Annotated in this window: 14 protein-coding genes and 2 riboswitches; of the genes, 8 read left to right on the top strand and 6 right to left on the bottom strand. The window is 46.7% G+C overall.

Annotation, left to right across the window (positions count from 1 at the left end):
• Positions 1–22: 22 nt before the first annotated feature.
• The 3 genes from D0A37_RS15785 to ntrB form a co-directional block, all read right to left on the bottom strand.
• Positions 23–865, bottom strand: a complete 843-nt coding sequence (locus D0A37_RS15785) for an ABC transporter ATP-binding protein (protein ID WP_242715731.1) — start codon at positions 863–865, stop codon at positions 23–25.
• 152 nt (positions 866–1,017) lie between these two features.
• Positions 1,018–2,448 (bottom strand): ABC transporter substrate-binding protein, encoded by a 1,431-nt coding sequence (locus D0A37_RS15780; RefSeq protein ID WP_242715730.1) that lies wholly within the window; start codon positions 2,446–2,448, stop codon positions 1,018–1,020.
• Between the two features lie 110 nt (positions 2,449–2,558).
• Positions 2,559–3,407, bottom strand: coding sequence for a nitrate ABC transporter permease (gene ntrB / locus D0A37_RS15775; RefSeq protein ID WP_242715728.1), 849 nt, complete (start codon positions 3,405–3,407; stop codon positions 2,559–2,561).
• 99 nt (positions 3,408–3,506) lie between these two features.
• Positions 3,507–3,719, bottom strand: a riboswitch (cyclic di-AMP (ydaO/yuaA leader).
• A 172-nt stretch (positions 3,720–3,891) separates the two neighbouring features.
• Between ntrB and D0A37_RS15770 the strand changes: the two genes are divergently transcribed.
• The 3 genes from D0A37_RS15770 (at position 3,892) to D0A37_RS15765 (ending at position 7,059) form a co-directional block, all read left to right on the top strand.
• Positions 3,892–5,085: a sensor histidine kinase gene (locus tag D0A37_RS15770; RefSeq protein ID WP_242715726.1), complete on the top strand. Its 1,194-nt coding sequence runs from the start codon at positions 3,892–3,894 to the stop codon at positions 5,083–5,085.
• Positions 5,086–5,241: 156 nt separating this feature from the next.
• On the top strand, positions 5,242–5,367 hold the full coding sequence (locus tag D0A37_RS29060; protein WP_278187074.1) for a hypothetical protein: 126 nt from the start codon (positions 5,242–5,244) through the stop codon (positions 5,365–5,367).
• Positions 5,368–5,479: 112 nt separating this feature from the next.
• Positions 5,480–5,692: riboswitch (cyclic di-AMP (ydaO/yuaA leader) on the bottom strand.
• A gap of 170 nt (positions 5,693–5,862) precedes the next feature.
• Positions 5,863–7,059, top strand: a complete 1,197-nt coding sequence (locus D0A37_RS15765) for a sensor histidine kinase (protein ID WP_242715724.1) — start codon at positions 5,863–5,865, stop codon at positions 7,057–7,059.
• A gap of 79 nt (positions 7,060–7,138) precedes the next feature.
• Here the strand turns inward: D0A37_RS15765 and D0A37_RS15760 are convergent, their stop codons facing one another.
• Positions 7,139–8,476: an ArsB/NhaD family transporter gene (locus D0A37_RS15760; RefSeq protein ID WP_242715722.1), complete on the bottom strand. Its 1,338-nt coding sequence runs from the start codon at positions 8,474–8,476 to the stop codon at positions 7,139–7,141.
• Between the two features lie 206 nt (positions 8,477–8,682).
• On the opposite strand from D0A37_RS15760, the gene D0A37_RS15755 reads away from it, so the two are divergent.
• Together D0A37_RS15755 and bchD are read left to right on the top strand one after the other, a co-directional pair.
• A complete protein-coding gene (locus tag D0A37_RS15755; RefSeq protein WP_445242406.1) occupies positions 8,683–9,966 on the top strand; it encodes a sensor histidine kinase in 1,284 nt (427 codons plus the stop codon).
• Positions 9,967–10,000: 34 nt separating this feature from the next.
• Positions 10,001–12,112, top strand: coding sequence for a magnesium chelatase ATPase subunit D (gene bchD / locus D0A37_RS15750; protein WP_242715720.1), 2,112 nt, complete (start codon positions 10,001–10,003; stop codon positions 12,110–12,112).
• A 65-nt stretch (positions 12,113–12,177) separates the two neighbouring features.
• Here the strand turns inward: bchD and D0A37_RS15745 are convergent, their stop codons facing one another.
• Positions 12,178–12,501 carry a PEP-CTERM sorting domain-containing protein gene (locus D0A37_RS15745; protein WP_242715718.1) on the bottom strand — a complete coding sequence of 108 codons (324 nt, stop codon included), beginning with the start codon at positions 12,499–12,501 and terminating at the stop codon, positions 12,178–12,180.
• Between the two features lie 557 nt (positions 12,502–13,058).
• On the opposite strand from D0A37_RS15745, the gene D0A37_RS15740 reads away from it, so the two are divergent.
• Complete coding sequence (locus D0A37_RS15740; RefSeq protein ID WP_242715716.1) at positions 13,059–13,787, top strand: Bax inhibitor-1/YccA family protein; 729 nt, start codon at positions 13,059–13,061, stop codon at positions 13,785–13,787.
• A gap of 249 nt (positions 13,788–14,036) precedes the next feature.
• Positions 14,037–15,620, top strand: a complete 1,584-nt coding sequence (locus D0A37_RS15735) for a radical SAM family protein (RefSeq protein ID WP_242715714.1) — start codon at positions 14,037–14,039, stop codon at positions 15,618–15,620.
• A 78-nt stretch (positions 15,621–15,698) separates the two neighbouring features.
• On the opposite strand, the gene D0A37_RS15730 is transcribed toward D0A37_RS15735, so the two are convergent.
• Positions 15,699–16,424, bottom strand: a complete 726-nt coding sequence (locus tag D0A37_RS15730; RefSeq protein WP_242715712.1) for a Uma2 family endonuclease — start codon at positions 16,422–16,424, stop codon at positions 15,699–15,701.
• Positions 16,425–16,617: 193 nt separating this feature from the next.
• On the opposite strand from D0A37_RS15730, the gene prfB reads away from it, so the two are divergent.
• Positions 16,618–17,752, top strand: a protein-coding gene (gene prfB / locus D0A37_RS15725; protein WP_242725559.1) for a peptide chain release factor 2 whose coding sequence is annotated in 2 segments (ribosomal slippage) — positions 16,618–16,689 and positions 16,691–17,752 — 1,134 coding nt in all. Because the reading frame shifts where the segments join, the coding sequence is not laid out codon by codon here.
• The last annotated feature ends 153 nt before the right edge of the window (positions 17,753–17,905 follow it).

Genomic DNA, 17,905 nt, shown 5'->3' with positions numbered 1-17,905 from the left:
TGTTATGTCGATCCGTCGGGTGTTATTCGTCTTGAGTAAAGTAGCGATCGAGAAAATTCAAAGCATAGTTACGGAGTTCGTAATAATCCTTCGATTCCCGCAACTCTTGGCGATCGCGCGGGCGCGCAAACGGCACTGACAAAATTTCACCTATCGTCGCAGCCGGGCCGTTTGTCATCAGCACAATGCGATCGGACATATAGATAGCTTCATCCACATCGTGAGTAATCATCATTGCAGCTTGTCTGTGATTTTCCCAGATATCCAGCACCTGTTTCTGCAACTTGCCGCGAGTCAGAGCATCCAGCGCTCCAAACGGTTCGTCCATTAATAACATTTTCGGTCGAAGCGCCAAAGCTCGCGCAATCCCAACCCGCTGTTTCATGCCTCCGGAAATTTCGTCTGGATATTTATCGGCTGCTGCTGTTAAGTTTACCATTGCGAGGTGTTCGTTGACAAGACTAATCTTCTCCGGGCGGCTAAGACTTCGCAAAACTTCATCAACTGCCAGCCGAATATTTTCCCGCACCGTCAGCCAAGGCAACAATCCGTAGTGCTGAAATACCATCATGCGATCGGCTCCCGGTTTGCGAATTTCTTTTCCTTCCAGTGTCACCATTCCCGCGCTCTGTTTTTCCAAACCAGCCACTATTTTTAGCAGCGTTGATTTGCCGCAACCCGAGTGACCGATTACCGAAATATATTCGTTTTCTCCAATACTTAAATTGATATTGTCCAAAACGCTAAATTCGCTACCGTCAGCATTTTTATACGACTTGAACAAGTTGTTAATTTCCAGAAATTCAGGGTGCTTCTTGACTTGGCTGCTGGCTTCGTCGATAGAAGTAGAAAAGTATTGAGTCATGGTATTCTCCTAAAAAGTAGTAAAGTGTTAATTTGATTTCCTTGCGGTTGCGTAATCTCTAAAATCTTTTAGTCGGTTTCAACCGACTTTTGCTATTAGCCAGGGACTTAAGTCCTTGGCTGGACATCAGGAAAAGCGCAACATCTCAAACATTAAGCCTGAAAAAAAGACTGAGGGCGGTTGGCTCGAATTTCAAAACTATTCAAATAACCCACCGGATCGCTAGGATCAAATGCCTTTTTATCAATGAAAAGTTCCGCAGGTTCCACTTGGTAATCCTCCTGGGGACAATTGATACCCATTTCGGCAACAATCTTGCGATAAAGGTCGGTTTTCCAAGCTTTTTTAGCTAATTCCTCAGCATTTTTTGGCACTTCTTTAATCTGTCCCCAGCGAGCAGCTTGAGTCATCAACCAAATACTCTGAGACTGCCACATAAATGTTGAATGATTTCCCGCTATTTGAGGCAAATTCTTAGGAATGTCATAGAAAATAGTTGAATCTTCCGATTGTAGGGTGCGGTCTTTTCCGTCAAACCCTCCATAGTTGTAGTCGCCAACTATTGCCGGTCGCGTAAATTTGTCGATCGCCCCTTTTTGCGATCGCGCCCCCGTAAAAGATCGCTCAGTCAGCAGCGCCGATATTTCACTGCGATTTTCCGGCTTGCTGCAATACTGACAAGCTTCCACCATTGCCTTAACCAGCGAGTAATAAGTCTTCGGATTTTCCTCAATGAAGGATTCCATTACTCCCAAAAGGCGATCGGGATGTCCCAGCCAAACTTCTTTGCCTTGCACGAAGGTAAAACCCACTCCCAAATTGCCTTGAATTGCCCGCGTATTCCAAGGTTCGGCCACCATGTAAGCCTGCATGGCGCCAATCCTGATGTTCGTTACCATCTGCGGCGGCGGCACAATAATTACCCGAAATTCTTTGAACGGATCGACACCCGCAGCCGCCGATATGTAGCGGACAAAGTATTCGTAAATCGCAGAACTCAGAACCACTGCCCAAACTCTTTTTTCCGACGGCTGACTGTCAAAAAAGGCTCGAAATTGTTTGCCAAATTCTTCCAAATTGCCGTTGTATTCGTGCCACGGGCGTAAACCGGAATCCCACATAGCTTTGTTCATCGTCATGGCGTTGCCGTGGCGGTGAATAGTCATTGCCGCGCACAGAGGTGCGTGACGCGCTCCTTCGGCGCCAACTCGGGCGTTTGTGACGGCGCCGGATACGACTGGGGAGGCGTCGAGGCGGCCGAAGATTACGCCGTCGCGGGAGGTTGCCCAGCTTGCTTCGCGGTTGAGTGTGACGTTTAAACCGTATTTGCGGAAAAAGCCTTTTTTCCAGGCGATCGCAAATGGGGCACAATCGTTAACCGGCACGTATCCTACGGTTAAATTTGGTTTTTCTAAGGTTCGGGAATCGACGATCGGCTTTACGGCTGAGGCTTCTTCAGTCAGTCCTTTTGCCGATCGATCCGCGCTAATTCCACAACCAGATAAAGCCATTCCTGCCGCCACCGAGCCCATTCCTTGCAAAAACTCTCGGCGCTTCCATTCATTGGAAAACTTGTCGCTCATATTTAATTTGACTAATGACTGTTGACTGTTGACTGTTGACTGTTAACTGTTGACTGTTAACTGTTGACAACTGACAACTGCTTTCCTAACAACTGCAAACTGCAAACTGACTAATGATTAATGACGGATCGATGCGTTACTAATTCCTGAACTTTGTCAACCGCAGCGTCGAGCAACAGTCCAGTTAAACCAATTACAAACACCGCTAAAAATACCGAACTCAGGTTCAAACGGCTCCATTCATCCCAGACAAAAAAGCCAATTCCCACACCACCTGTAAGCATTTCCACCGCCACAATCACCAGCCAAGCAATCCCCAAACTAATCCGCAAACCTGTAAAAATGTATGGCAAACTCGCCGGCCAAATTATCTTGGTAATCCGCCTCCAGCGCGGCATTTCCAACACTCGCGCCACATCCAGATAATCCTGGGAAACGCTAGAAACTCCCAAAGCTGTGTTGATAATAGTCGGCCACAAAGACGTGATGAATATGACAAAAATTGCCGACGGCTCTGCTAAATTAAAAATCGATAAAGCTATCGGCAGCCACGCTAGCGGCGACACCGGTTTGAAGATTTGAATCAGCGGATTGAGCGCCATCATTGCCGGTTTCGACATCCCGATCAGAAATCCCACGGGAATCGCAACTGCTGCACCCAGCAAAAATCCCACCAAGACGCGCCGCAAACTCGCTAGCAGCAGCCAGCCAATGCCTAAATCTCCAGGCCCGCGCTGATAAAATGGATGCAATATGTAATCTAAATTAGCTATTAAAGCCTGATAGGGAGTGGGAATCAAATCGCTGTTGAAGCTGGCAACAATCCACCACAAGCCAAGAATTCCCAAAAAACCAGCCGCCGGCAACAAAACTGCATCTCGGATGACAACGGGTTTTACACGCTTCCACGTTGCAACTCCTGCAAGTGCGATCGCAGATAAATTAAGCTGTATGAACATTTCAATCTCCTTCAGAGTCAGGGCAGGTACAAGAATCTTGAACAATACCAACCTGAGACACTGACGAAGCCAAACTATCTTGTTCAGAAATTTGGCTTTTCAGTCTCTTCTCAATGCCTGCGAAGTTAGCTGACGGGCTAGGACTGAGAGATGTCCTTCTCCTGAGATTTCAAAATCAAAAACTACACTCAAATTTGGCAATTTTTAACTTTGCTTTTTAATTCTGTAGAGATTCGCCCCGAAAATTGGTTCCTCCGCTCCAGCCACACGCTTGGTTTGATCACGCAGTGCTGGATTAGGCTTGACTTTTTAAGCCAATTTAACATAACGTATCACCAGCATTTAAGTTTGTCAATATGTCTTTAGGAGTAGCCATTGGCGATCGGCGAAGCCCAAAAGTTGACAAACAATTCAAAAAGTTAATTATTAAACTAGCTTAGAGAGATAAAATGCGATCACTGACTTAATTTATATATTAAGAGCCATGATAGATTTTAGCCAAGCGCTACAAGATAAAATTGACATAATTGTCCACAACTGGATCGAAGCTGTTCGCGCCGAGGAACAAATCCAAACCGCCAAACAACTCACCTACGATTCCGTGCGCGACAGCCTTCCCGTCGTACTGCAAGCGATGGTAACTATGCTGTCCCAATCAGAAGACAGCGACACTGGGACAGTCATAGAAGAAAGTTTACACCACGGGACTGTCAGGGCCCAACAAGGTTACGATGCCCAAGAAATTGCGCGGGAATACCGCTTGCTGCGGAGGGTAATTTTCGACGCTTTAGAGCCAGAATTGCTAAAAGGCTCGGGCGCTGAAGTGAGCCGAGCTTATCGCTTAATTGACGGTGCCATCGACGAAGCAATTGCTGACTGTTTCCAAACCTATACCCAGGCAAGACTCCAAGAACTACAGGAGTTGCAAAACCAATTGCAACTTACAAATCAAGAGCTGACTCGCTTACTTCGCGCCAGTCAAGAGAATCTATCTCACTTAGCTCACGAATTGAAAACCCCCCTCACCTCTATTATTGGCTACTCACAATTGTTTTTGCGCCAAATAAACAATCCTAGAATTCAAGATTCTGCTCCCAATTTGGCACATATTGATAAAGTCCTCAACAACGGCAGACTATTACTTAGATTAATTAACGATACTCTCGAAATCTCGCGGTACGACACGGGACGCATAAAATTGCAGCTAACTGCTACAAATGTGCGATCGGCGATCGGCACTGTTGTCGAAATAATCGAGCCTTTGGCCAAGGCAAAAAATTTAGAGATCGCCCTTGAATGCGATCCGGTTCTCGATCAAGTTATAACAGATTACTTGCGCTTGCAGCAAATTATCACCAACTTGACGAGCAACGCCATTCGCTACACCCAAGCTGGTACTATTACCATAAAAACCGAATTATGGCCAGACAAACATTGGAGTCTTTGCATCACCGATACAGGAATTGGCATTGCTTCAGAAGACTGCGATCGGATTTTTCAACCCTATTTTCGAGCCGACAGCTCCCTGGCTCCTGGGATGCCGGACAGTACAGGCTTAGGACTAGCAATTGTCGCTCGATTAGTCAATCTCTTGCAAGGTAAAATCGAATTAGTTTCTGAAGTAGGAGTTGGCTCCTCCTTCACTGTAATTTTTCCCTTAGAATTGGATGGAGTTTAGATTACTGTTAACTGTTGACTGTTGACTGTTGACTGTTGACTGTTGACTGCCAACTAATGACTAATGACTTCTTCAAATCAGAAACCGAATAGTTACATAAACAGCCGCACTTATTAATTGCAGCGCCATCACAGCCCGCCCGTAACGCAGAAAAGTTTGAAAAGAAATCCGACGCCCGTGCAGTCAAAACCAGCCGTCGGCAACAAAACAGCATCTCGGATGACAACGGGTTTGACGCGATCGCACTTGCAACTCCTGCAAGTGCGATCGCAGATAAATTAAGCTGTCTGAAAATTTCAATCTCCTTCAGAGTCAGGGCAGGTACAAAAATCTTGAACAATACCAACCTGAGACACTGACGAAGCCAAACTATCTTGTTCAGAAATTTGGCTTTTCAGTCTCTTCTCAATGCCTGCGAAGTTAGCTGACGGGCTAGGACTGAGAGATGTCCTTCTCCTGAGATTTCAAAATCAAAAACTACACTCAAATTTGGCAATTTTTAACTTTGCTTTTTAATTCTGTAGAGATTCGCCCCGAAAATTGGTTCCTCCGCTCCAGCCACACGCTTGGTTTGATGGCGCAGTCCTGGATTAGGCTTGACTTTTTAAGCCAATTTAACATAAGGTAGCACCAGCATTTAAGTTTGTCAATATGTCTTGAGAAGTAGCCATTGGCGATCGGCAAAGCTCAAAAGTTGAGAGAAAATTCAAAAAGTTAACTATTAAACTAGCTGAGAGAGATAAAATGCGATCGTCCACTTATTTCTCTACTTGAGCTATGAGAGACTTTAGCGTCGCGCTGCAAGATCGAATCGACACAATTATACAAAACTGGATCGAAGCTGTACGCTGCGACGACCAACTCGAAACCGCTAAGGAACTCACCTACAATGGCGTGCGCGACAGCGTTCCCATTGTACTGCAAGCGATCGTCACCATGCTTTCCCAATCTCAAGAGAGTGACATTCGCACACTCGTAGAAAAAAGTTTAGAACACGGAACTCTCAGGGCAAAACAAGGCTACGACGCCGAGGAAATTGCGCGGGAATACCGCTTGCTGCGCTGGGTAATTTTCGAGGCTTTAGAGCCAGAATTGTTAAAAGCCTCTGCCACCGAAGTCAGCAGAGCTTACCGCTTAATTGACACGGCGCTCGATGAAGTAATTGCTAAATGTTTCCAAACCTTTACCCAGGAAAGATTCCAAGAACTAAAGGATTTGCAAAACCAATTGCAACTTACAAATCAAGAACTGACTCGCTTAGTTCGCGCCAATCAAGAGAACTTATCTCACTTAGCTCACGAATTAAAAACTCCCCTCACCTCTATTATCGGCTACTCAGATTTGTTTTTGCGCCAGCAACAAAACTATTCCGAAATTAAAGGTTCTGTTCCCAATATAGGACATATTGATAGAGTCCTCAACAGCGGCCGACTGTTGCTGAGATTGATCAACGATACTCTGGAAATTTCGCGGTACGAAGCTGGACAAATAAAGTTACAGCTAACTGCAATCAGCCTGCGAGAGGTACTCAACAATGTTGTCGAAATAATCGAGCCGTTAGCGAAAGCAAAAAATTTAGAGATAGCTGTTGATTGCGATATGTCGGACGATCAAGTTGTGACAGATTGCTTGCGCTTGCAGCAAATTATCACCAACTTAACCAGCAACGCCATTCGCTACACCCCAGCAGGTACTGTTACCATAAAAAGCGAAATTTTACCAAAAAAATATTGGAAAGTAACAGTCTCCGATACAGGAATGGGCATTGATCCCGAAGACTGCGAGCGGATTTTTCAACCCTATTTTCGAGCCGACAACTCCCTGAGTTCTCGCATTCCTGACAGTACCGGCTTAGGCCTAGCCATTGTCACTCGATTAGTCAACCTTTTGCAAGGTAAAATAGAATTAGTTTCTCAACTAGGAGTTGGCTCCTCCTTTACTGTAATTTTCCCTTTTGAGTTGGATGGATTTTAGATTACTGTTAACTGTTGACTGTTGACTGTTGACTGTTGACTGTTGACTGCCAACTGCCAACTAATGACTAATGACTTCTTTAAATCAGAAACCGAATAGTTAAATAAACAGCCGCAGCCACCAATTGAACCGCCATCACAGGCAGCCCGTAACGCATAAAAGTTTGAAAAGAAATCCGGCGCCCGTGCAGTTCAGAAATTCCCGCCGCCACTATATTAGAAGAAGCTCCTACCAAAGTGCCATTTCCGCCTAAAGTTGCTCCGTACATCATCGCATAAAACAGTGGCAGCACAGCAGGTGGAAACTGCCCTGCAAAATCCGGAGCCAGCACCTCTGGTGGTGCGAGCCCGATATTGACAACATACTGTTTTAGCAGCGGCACCATCGCCACTACCAGCGGAATATTTGGCACAACGCTCGACATCAAACCCACAAAAAATAACAAAACTAAAGAACCAAGAAAAATATTTTTACCTAAAATCATTGCTAATATTCCAGATATATTGCCGATTACTCCGGTTTTTTCCAAACCGCCAATCAGCACAAAGATAGACATAAAAAATAGCAGCGTGCTCCAATCTAAATCCCGCAAAATATTATTAACAGAAGCAATTTGGGAATGGTGAGCTAAGAGCATTGCCAAAGCAGCCCCCAACAAAGCAACCGCTGCCGGTGAAATAGGCACGGGCAGAGACTCTCCTATTACAAAAAATGTCAGCACGAAAGCTATAATTACACCGCCCACTGCTAAGACTCGCGGGTGATTAATTGTTGGGTGCGGCAAATGTTCCAAATCGTCTAAGTTTTTGTGCCAAATTTCGCGGAACAGCAAAGGCAACATAACTAATATAACTGCTACGGCAATTACCCCGCCCAAACTTAACTTTACCAGGTAATCTGCAAAGCTCATGTTAATAGCATCGCCGACAATGAATGTCGCCGGATCGCCTACGATTGTCAGCAGCCCCGAACTATTAGCCACAAATACCATTAAAATAAGTAACGGCACAAAATCTACACCGACTTCTTCTGCCATTGGCGGAATTAATGGTGCTAGCAGCATGACTGTCGTGGCATTGGGCAAAACTGCACAAATTGGCGTAGTAATCGCGACAATACCCAGCAAGAGATTTTTGCCTTTGCCTTTAGCCAAAAGCACAATTTGAGTTGCCAAGTATTCAAATACTTTGGTAGGCTCAAAGGCTCTCACCATTACCATGACTCCGAAGAATAATCCCAGGGTTGCGTGACTGCGGCTGATATATTCGATCGCGTTGTTTAACGTCATCACGTGGGTAAAAACCAGAATCACCGCTCCCAGAAATGCCGCAACTGTGAGGTGTATCCATTCTGTAATTATTAAGAAAATTACACATATAAATGTTGTTGCAGCGATCGCAGCTTGCACTGTTTCCATTTAGTCCCCTGAAAAAAATAAAACTTAAAAATTAAAAAGTCTCGGTTCGAGTGAATATACTACTTTCTGGCTATTCTGTCAATCAATTTAAGTGCTGATTTTGGCAGCAACAAGCTGGGAGCGACTCCTAAAGAGATCTCCAGCGCAGGGAAAAATCACCTCAAAACTACTTCTTTTGGCAGGGTCGCCCTTGCCCGAAGTTTGATATGGCGATCGAGCGATCGCTCAACTACAATGAAGCATGGGCAATCTCTGCCAAACTTAACCCCCACGCAGACATCATGGACTACAGCCAAGTGCTCGCCGACAAAACCGATACAATCGTCAAGACCTGGATTGAAGCAGTTCGTCAGGATCGGAAAATTGAAAGCGCTGATGCCTTACCGCACTCAGCAATCGAAAATCACATACCTCACCTGCTGGCGGCGATGACCACAGTGCTTTCCCAATATCAAAACAGCGAAATAAAACTAATAATTGAAGCCAGTTTAGATCATGGATTTCTCAGAGCCGAACAAGGCTACGATCCTGCAGAAGTAGCCCGAGAATACCACTTATTGCGTCAAGTAATATTCTCGCAGTTAGAAGCAGATTTGCTAGCAGGAACCACCGCCGACGTATTCAGAGCTTTTCGGCTGATAGATGCCGTAGTAGACGAAGCAATTGCCCAGTGTTTCAATAGCTACGTCGCTCAGAGGCTGCTGGAACTTCAACAAATCCAAACTCAGTTACAACTCACCAATCAAGAACTCTCTCGCCTTGTCAGCGTCAATCAAGAAAACGTCTACCATTTGGCTCACGAACTCAAAACTCCTCTCAACTCAATTATTGGTTATTCCGAACTATTCCTGCGAAAAGAAAGATGGCAATCTGAAGTCAAAGATACCCTCCCCGGCATCGAACACATCGAGCGAGTATTGCGTAACGGCAGACAGTTGCTCCGCATGATTAATGACACACTAGAACTTTCTCGCGCCGATGCCGGAAAAATTAAACTTAACCTGCGGCCAACTAATGTACAATCTGTAATTAACACAGTAGTAGAAATGATGCAGCCAATTGCTGATGCTAAAGGACTAAAGCTCGCTGTTACCAGCGACTGCGCCCCAAGACAAGTAATCTCCGACTCTGGGCGGCTGCAACAAATTCTGATCAACTTGCTGAGCAATGCCATTCGCTATACAGAAGCCGGTAGCATTGAATTAAGTTGCAGGTGTGCCGGAGAAGGAAAGTGGGCGATCGCAATTAGAGATACCGGCATTGGCATCGCCCCCGAATATACAAACCGTATCTTTGACCCCTTCTTTCAAGCAGGAGAAGCCGGCAAACAGCTCTTTCCTGCCGAAAGCACTGGCCTGGGATTAGCAATAGTATCGCGGCTCGTCACGCTGCTGCAAGGCAAAATCGAGCTAGTATCAGAAATCGGAGTCGGCTCAACTTTTACCGTGATTTTGCCGCAAGAAGTTAAAATACTCCAAGAAGTAAGTTAAAGATTAAGTTCAAATTTTTACATCCGAAAATCCTATGCCCGCAGCCAACCTTAGCCCTTCCACCACAGCCTTTCCCCTCACCGCCGTAGTCGGGCAAGAAGCAATCAAACTAGCCCTGCTGTTAGCAGCAGTCGATCCCGGATTGGGAGGAGTTGCGATCGCAGGCCGCCGCGGGACAGCAAAATCAGTAATGGCCCGCGCCTTACACTCCCTACTGCCACCCATTGAAATTGTTAAAGACTCTTTTTGCAACGCCGAACCTAATGAAATTATTGCAGAACAGGCATCAGGCTTGTTACCAGAAAATGGCGGGCAAGATGCCCACACCACCGATACTAATTCCTTAACTACTGAAATAATTCCCACACCATTCATTCAAATTCCTTTGGGTGTCACGGAAGACAGACTCTTAGGTTCAGTCGATGTCGAACAATCAGTGAAATTCGGTCAAACCGTATTTCAACCCGGACTCTTAGCCCAAGCAAATCGAGGGGTACTTTATGTAGACGAAATTAACCTCCTCGATGACAACATTTCTAACCAATTGCTAACAGTATTAACCGAAGGACGCAACCAAATAGAGCGCGAAGGCATCAGCTTTCAACACCCCTGCAAGCCTCTATTTATCGCCACCTACAACCCCGAAGAAGGGCCGCTGAGAGAACATTTGCTCGATCGCATTGCGATCGTACTTTCAGCCGATGCAGCACTCGAACTAGAAGAAAGAGTCTATGCAGTAGAACAAGCTTTATCCTACTCCCGCTCCCCCCAAGAATTTCTCAATCAATACAGCGAAGACACCGACAACCTCAAAACCCAAATCATTCTAGCCAGAGAATGGCTCAAAGATGTCAGCATTAAACGCGAACAAATTGCTTACCTAGTAGAAGAAGCCATCCGGGGTGGCGTTCAAGGACACCGCGCCGAAATATTCGCAGTCCGCGTTGCCAAAGCCTGCGCCGCCATGGAGGGACGCACAGAAGTTAACGCCGAAGACCTGCGCCGCGCCGTAGAATTAGTCATCGTACCCCGCGCCACCATCATCCAAACTCCCCCAGACGAAAACTCTCCTCCTCCTCCCCCGCCACCGCCTCCCCAAAAGCAGTCAGAACAAGAACAAGACGAACCAGAAAACGAGCAACAAGACGAAGAAGACCAAGAGGATGAAGATAAGCCGGAACCTGAAGAAGAACCAGAAAAAGATACCATTCCCGAAGAATTTCTCTTCGACCCCGAAGGCGTAATTCTCGACCCCAGCGTGCTTTTCTTCGCCCAAGCCGCCAACCGCCAAGGCAAATCGGGAAGCCGCAGCACCATTTTCTCCGAAGATAGAGGCCGTTACGTCAAGCCAGTATTACCCAAAGGCCCCGTCCGCCGCATCGCCGTTGATGCCACCCTCCGAGCCGCCGCACCCTACCAAAAAGCCCGCCGCGACAGGAATTCTAACCCCCCCCAACCCCCCAGCAAGGGCGGGCAAGAGGGGGTTCAGCGCCGTGTATTTGTGGAACAGGGAGACATTCGGGCGAAGCGCTTGGCCAGAAAAGCTGGAGCTTTAGTCGTCTTTGTCGTCGATGCCTCCGGTTCGATGGCCCTCAACCGGATGCAGTCGGCAAAAGGTGCAGTCATGCAGCTACTCACAGAAGCTTATCAAAGCCGCGACCAAGTTGCTCTCATCCCCTTTCGCGGAGAACAAGCAGAAGTGCTGCTACCGCCGACTCGCTCAATAGCCTTGGCCCGCAAGCGCTTGGAAAGGTTGCCCTGCGGCGGCGGTTCTCCCCTGGCCCACGGTTTGACTCAAGCAGTGCGAGTGGGAGTCAACGCGCGGCAGTCTGGAGATATCGGTCAAGTTGCGATTGTCGCCATTACCGACGGACGCGGTAATATTCCTTTGGCTCGTTCTTTGGGGGAACCGATTGTAGATGGAGAAAAGCCTGATATTAAAAAGGAATTGTTAGAAATTGCTGCCAAAATTCGTGGGTTGGGAATGCAGTTGCTGGTGATTGATACCGAGAGCAAGTTTATTTCGACTGGCTTTGCGAAGGAATTAGCCAAGACTTCGGGAGGGAAATACTATCACTTACCGAAAGCTACCGAACAGTCGATCGCAGCTATGACTAAAAATGCTCTGCGCGACGCGATCGGCTAAAATCCTAATATCCGCGTTTATGTGCGATTAAAAATCCAAAAATTAGACTTTTTTTTGCCAAAAGTCTAATTTTTAACTCTCACTCTCCGGCGAGTCACCGCCAGCGAACCCGCAACTAAACCCAAGCCTACCACAGCCGAAGGCTCAGGAATTCTTACGGGCCGAGGCACCCGGTTTACCCTCTCCGGGAGCGGGCTTGGAGAATTTGTACCTTGGCGGGGTGGACGGATATCAGACAGCCGCAAATTTGCTGAACCCTGCCCTGAAGCAGCGGTAGCAACGACTCCGACATTAGCTGCAACGGCAGCTTGACCGCCAGAAATAACGGCGGCAGCCAATAATATTCCGGCTGTAGGTGGCAATAATTTGCGATCAAAAAAAGTGGGCATGGGAAATTACCTATTTAGCATTTTGTCGATAGAACTCGATCTATTCATTAATTTTCTGGGCATCCTCTGTCTGAGCTACGGTCTGAGCTACCTTAGCAATTAACGAAACCGATTTTAGGTTTTATATTTTATATTTTAATATTTTAGATTATTGAACTTTCTGATCCCCAGTTTCAACTAAGTTGCCAATCAAAAACCTAAAATCCCCTGTCGCCCCTGCCTCTAGCATATACTCCTTACTCCCCAATCGTAAATCCCCCATCCAAAATTGATTGACTTCAGCTATCTGGGATTTGATCGACTTTAAGCTCGTCCCTGGTCACAGATAGCACGGGCCATTTAACCTTAATTATAGCTTTGCCACGACGCGCAACGGTGCGAGAGGGCGACACGACACAGACCTATACGCAGTCGATTATAAACAATCGATCCCTGCTTTGGAGTGATTTCACCCCCGTTCTTTATCAAATCTTTAAACTCTTTCAGGTTTTGCAAACACAGTATAAAGCTGTCAAAATGATAGATATCAATTCTCAGCCAAAATTAGGTAAATCCTCGTGAGTAACACTAGCAATTTCCGCGAAGCCGTGCGCGAGGCCAAAAACCACGCGCTCGTAGGCCCCAACGTCATCTCCAACGCTCTCCCCTTCGTGGGCGGCGGACTTGTCTTAACTGCTGTCGGCACCTACGGCGGCCTCGGAGTGATTCGTAACTATCCCGGGATCTTCTTTCCCACTTTCATCGCGGCGATCGTCGTAGAATTAATTCTATTCTTCATCGCCCGCGGTGCCGCCGAACAAGGCAACAAAAACACCGCTTTACCCCTGCTGGCAACCTACAGCCTGCTTTCCGGCTACACCCTCAGCGGATTGGTATTTACAGCCCTCAGAACCCAAGGCGTCGGCATCTCCGGCATCGCTTTTGCCGCCCTCGGATGCGGCATTACTTTTATCGCCGCCCGCCAAATTGGCTCCAACCTTTCTGAACAAGACGGCATGGCCCTCACCAAAACTATCAGTTTAGGTGTGATTGCTTTGTTCGTCGTTGTTGGCGGTCAGTTTCTGCTCTCACTATTTGGCGTCTACACCCCAACCTGGTTGGAAATTGGCATTTCTGGCATCGGCGTGTTTATATTTGCCGGCGCTGCGATCGTCGATTTTTACATATTACCCCGCAGCTACCGCGACGACCAGTATTTGCCCGCCGCTCTGTCGATGTACTTGACCTACATCAACTTGTTCATTTTCATTCTGCGCCTGTTGATTGCTCTCAACGGCCGCGAGTAATTGAAACTTTAGCTTAAAAAAAAACCGCGGCTCGATCGACATCGGGCCGCGGTTTTTTTTAAATTAAGATTTGGAATCAAGATAGTCGTCATCGCCTCCTCTCTCCCACATACAAAAAACTTATATCATGTTCAAAGTCGGCAGGCATAAGGTATAATTTTACTTTTTAATCACTCAATCAAACCTCTTGTTATCTAATTGTGTCGATCGCGATTTCAATATTAATCACAAATTAATCAGGGAAAACTCATGTACTTAAAATATGAAGATATCCGGAGAGTCAGCGTAGAAATTACCTCCCGGTGCAATGCAGCTTGTCCGCAGTGTCCCCGCACCGGCAACCCGATTTTGCCGGGGGCAGAATTAAAGATGGAGGATATTGAGAAAATTTTCCCACAAGAGTTTTGCTCTCAGTTGGATTTGGTGTATATGTGCGGCAACTACGGGGATGCTATGACTAGCAATACCACAATTCCCGCGATCGAATATTTGCACCGCATGGGAGTTCCTCATATCAGCCTGTACACCAATGGTAGCGGACGCAATCCCGACTGGTGGCAAGCCCTGGCAAAGGCGATGACAGGAGAACACGATCGCGTAATTTTTAGTATCGACGGCTTGGCTGATACTAACAGCATCTACCGCCAAAATACCAACTGGGACAGGATAATGCAGTCGGTTAATGCCTTTATCCAAGCTGGTGGAAAAGCTGTATGGCACTACTTGATATTTGAACACAACCAGCACCAAGTAGAAGCAGCGCGGAATTTAGCCCAACAATTAGGATTTGTCGAGTTTGTACCGAAAGCTACCTCTCGTTTTGTGGCGAAAGAAATTTATGACAAAGAGTCCGCAAATCAAGAGCCTCAGAAAGCAGAAAACTCTCAGGTAGATGCTAAGAGCGATCGCCCCAACCAACCAGAAACAACTAATGCGTCAGCCGCTCAAAATCAAACACAGACGGCTGTTGGGTTGCACCAACAAGCTGAGCACTGTTTGAAACAAGGACAACTCTCAGAGGCGATCGCAGCCAGCCAACAAGCCCTAAAAATTCAACCTAATTTTGCAGCAGCCTGGAAAACTTTAGGCAATGCTGTTCAAGGTTTAGGGAAGATGCAAGCAGCAGCAGATTGTTACGCCAAGGCACTTAAAATTCAGCCTAATTTTCCCGAAGTTTATGCTAATGTCGGCAGTCTTTATGCTCAACAGCAACAGTGGCAGCCCGCTAGTGCTTATTACCAAAAGGCGATCGAGCTTAAACCAAACTTTGCCGGAGCTTATCGCAATTTAGCTAAAGTCTTGACACAGTTGGGGCAACCAGAAAAAGCCAATTATGCTTGGTATCAAGCTATAGCTATCGAAACCTCTCAAGCACCCGCTCAAACTCAGCCTATCCCATCAAAGCCAGCCAGCCAAGAACTCCAACCCCCATCATTGGAACAATATAAAAATCCACAGGGAGACCAATTTATCCAAGCCGTAAAAACATTTGGTAGCCTAAATAATTACTACCGAAATGTAGAAATTAGCTGTCAAACTCAAGCCACCCAAGAGATTTTCATCAGTTTTGAAGCGGAACTCTGGCCTTGCTGTTGGGTAAGCCATACTAAATACGCTATTTATAACCACACTTACAGACCGCAAATGCTGGCTTTAATTGAAAAGTACGGAAATGGCTTTAATTCTCTCAGAACTCAATCGGTGAAAGATGCGATCGCCAGAGATTGGTTTCGCGAAGACCTCACAAAAAGTTTTTCCTGTTCTAAAAGGTTGGATGTATGCGCTCACGAATGCGGTAAAACTTTCAATTCAACAGGTTCGCAGTATATCTAAGAAGTCATTAGTCATTAGTCATTAGTTATTAGTCATTAGTCACAAGGAAGAATGCGCTCAAGCCGATCAAATTTCATGTCACGATTCAGGCAGGTTATCGGGATCGATCCCTTGCGAGCGCAAATACTCAGCTAGGCGTTCGGCTCGCTGTCGTTCTACCCTCAACTCTTCGCGCATCTGCCCCGCCGCTGCATCCGGCAGGGGATAGATATTTCCAGACTCATCATACCAAACCAGAATTTCTTGCTCGATGCCCCCAATAACTTGCCCAGATCGCCCCATGCCCAATCCCACTTCTGGCATCCAATAGGGTTCGCCAATCTGCTGCCGGTACTGCCCGTCAATCAGCTTGTACACTTCAAACGGTTGATGGCGATCGCGCCGCCAAAATTCGGGGTTGTAAATAATGTAGTACAAAACCCCTAACCCGGCATAAATCGACATCTTCTCGTCGTACTCCCCACCGGGTTTGTGAGACACCATTTCCAATGCTACGATCGGCACAACCTCGTTTTCTTCCCAGACAGCATAGCTGCGGCGAGATTTGCCTCCTTTTCGGCGCTCCACCCCCAAACTGAGAAACCCGTCGGGGACGACAGGCACTTTGGGACTGATTCCCGTCGTGTGATACACCGCCATATCCACCCCAAAGTACCAATCCATGCGATCGGACCAAATGCTGGTCAGGACAAACAACAATAGGTTCGGCAGCAGATTCTGGTCTTCGTTATCCACAGGCGTATCGTCCGAACAGGGCAGGTCTTCGGTGGACGGCAAGCTGAATTTTAGTTCTGGGGAAATCATGGCAGTTAACTTCCATCGAGATCGTTAACCTGATTTTAGATTATAGCAACTTTTTTTTAATTTTTAATGCGGTTAAATTTAAAGTTTAACTGGTTCGCAGGATATTTAATCAGGAAGAAGCAATAACATTTTGTTGAAATATCCCAATTTCAGCTACACTCAAAAATACACCCCACAACTAGGAGAACTCACAGTGGAAGTTCTAGACATCAAACACAATATCGAAACATTGTCCGATCGACTGGGTACAACCCAGGACTATCTTTGACATCCCCGCACTCACAGCCAAAATTCAAGACTTAGAGCAAATTTGCGCCCAACCAGCATTTTGGGACGACCAAGATCGAGCTCAAGAAACTCTCCAAGAACTCAATGACCTCAAATCTCACTTAGACCAATACAGCAATTGGCAAACTAGCTTAGAAGATGCTAAAGCTATTTTAGAACTGCTGGAGTTAGAAGCCGACGAGTCGCTATTTCAAGAAGCAACATCGAGTCTTTCTCAGTTAACCCGCGAACTCGACCAGTGGGAACTGCAACAATTACTATCTGGGCCCTACGATGAAGGCGGCGCTGTTTTGACAATTAACGCCGGGGCCGGCGGTACAGATGCTCAAGATTGGGCGGAAATGCTGCTGCGGATGTACACCCGCTGGGGGGAAAGTCAAGGTTACAAAGTACATTTAATGGAAATTTCCGAGGGAGAGGAAGCAGGTGTTAAATCTGCTTCTTTGGAAATTGTCGGCCGCTACGCTTACGGTTATATGCGATCAGAAAAAGGCACTCACCGTTTGGTCAGAATTTCGCCTTTTAACGCTAACGACAAGCGTCAAACCAGTTTTGCAGGCGTTGAAGTGATGCCAATTCTCGATCGATCCGTACAGTTGGACATTCCAGAAAAAGATTTGGAAGTCACTACTTCCCGCGCGGGCGGCAAGGGCGGGCAAAATGTTAACAAGGTAGAAACCGCAGTCCGCATCGTTCACCTTCCTACCGGTTTGGCCGTCCGCTGTACAGAAGAACGCAGTCAGTTGCAAAACAAGGAAAAAGCTTTGGCATTACTCAAGGCTAGGCTGTTGGTGATTGCTAAGGAACAGCGGGCTTCGGAAATTGCCGAGATTCGCGGCGACATGGTGGAGGCGGCTTGGGGCCAGCAAATTCGCAATTATGTTTTTCACCCATACCAAATGGTCAAGGATTTGCGTACTGGGGTGGAAACAACCGCCATCGCAGATGTAATGAACGGCGAATTAGACCCGTTTATTCAAGCTTACCTGCGGCAGGAAAATCAGTTGATAGCCCAAACTGATTCAACCGCGCGAATCTAATTCGCGCCTTGACATACAAAGTCTGGCTGTGCAAACTAAAGAATCAAGAGCGGTGATGGCAGCGGATTTGCTATAATTTTGGGGTTTTGGCTGATCGCCCGACCTTCAACAGGTCGCGCGGCCAAAAACCTTGATATGATAAAACTTGATCTA

Source organism: Microcoleus vaginatus HSN003 (assembly GCF_022701255.1).
Lineage (GTDB): Bacteria > Cyanobacteriota > Cyanobacteriia > Cyanobacteriales > Microcoleaceae > Microcoleus > Microcoleus vaginatus_B.
Note: the sequence above shows the minus strand (reverse complement) of the source record. Positions and strands in the feature narration are given on the sequence as shown.

Bases quoted from the DNA above. Each gene is read 5' to 3' on its own strand.
- bchD (WP_242715720.1), top strand. From the start codon at position 10,001: ATGCCCGCAGCCAACCTTAGCCCTTCCACCACAGCCTTTCCCCTCACC.
- D0A37_RS15730 (WP_242715712.1), bottom strand. From the start codon at position 16,424: ATGATTTCCCCAGAACTAAAATTCAGCTTGCCGTCCACCGAAGACCTG.
- D0A37_RS15760 (WP_242715722.1), bottom strand. From the start codon at position 8,476: ATGGAAACAGTGCAAGCTGCGATCGCTGCAACAACATTTATATGTGTA.
- ntrB (WP_242715728.1), bottom strand. From the start codon at position 3,407: ATGTTCATACAGCTTAATTTATCTGCGATCGCACTTGCAGGAGTTGCA.
- D0A37_RS15755 (WP_445242406.1), top strand. From the start codon at position 8,683: ATGGCGATCGAGCGATCGCTCAACTACAATGAAGCATGGGCAATCTCT.
- D0A37_RS15735 (WP_242715714.1), top strand. From the start codon at position 14,037: ATGTACTTAAAATATGAAGATATCCGGAGAGTCAGCGTAGAAATTACC.
- D0A37_RS15785 (WP_242715731.1), bottom strand. From the start codon at position 865: ATGACTCAATACTTTTCTACTTCTATCGACGAAGCCAGCAGCCAAGTC.
- D0A37_RS15765 (WP_242715724.1), top strand. From the start codon at position 5,863: ATGAGAGACTTTAGCGTCGCGCTGCAAGATCGAATCGACACAATTATA.
- D0A37_RS15745 (WP_242715718.1), bottom strand. From the start codon at position 12,501: ATGCCCACTTTTTTTGATCGCAAATTATTGCCACCTACAGCCGGAATA.
- D0A37_RS15780 (WP_242715730.1), bottom strand. From the start codon at position 2,448: ATGAGCGACAAGTTTTCCAATGAATGGAAGCGCCGAGAGTTTTTGCAA.
- D0A37_RS15770 (WP_242715726.1), top strand. From the start codon at position 3,892: ATGATAGATTTTAGCCAAGCGCTACAAGATAAAATTGACATAATTGTC.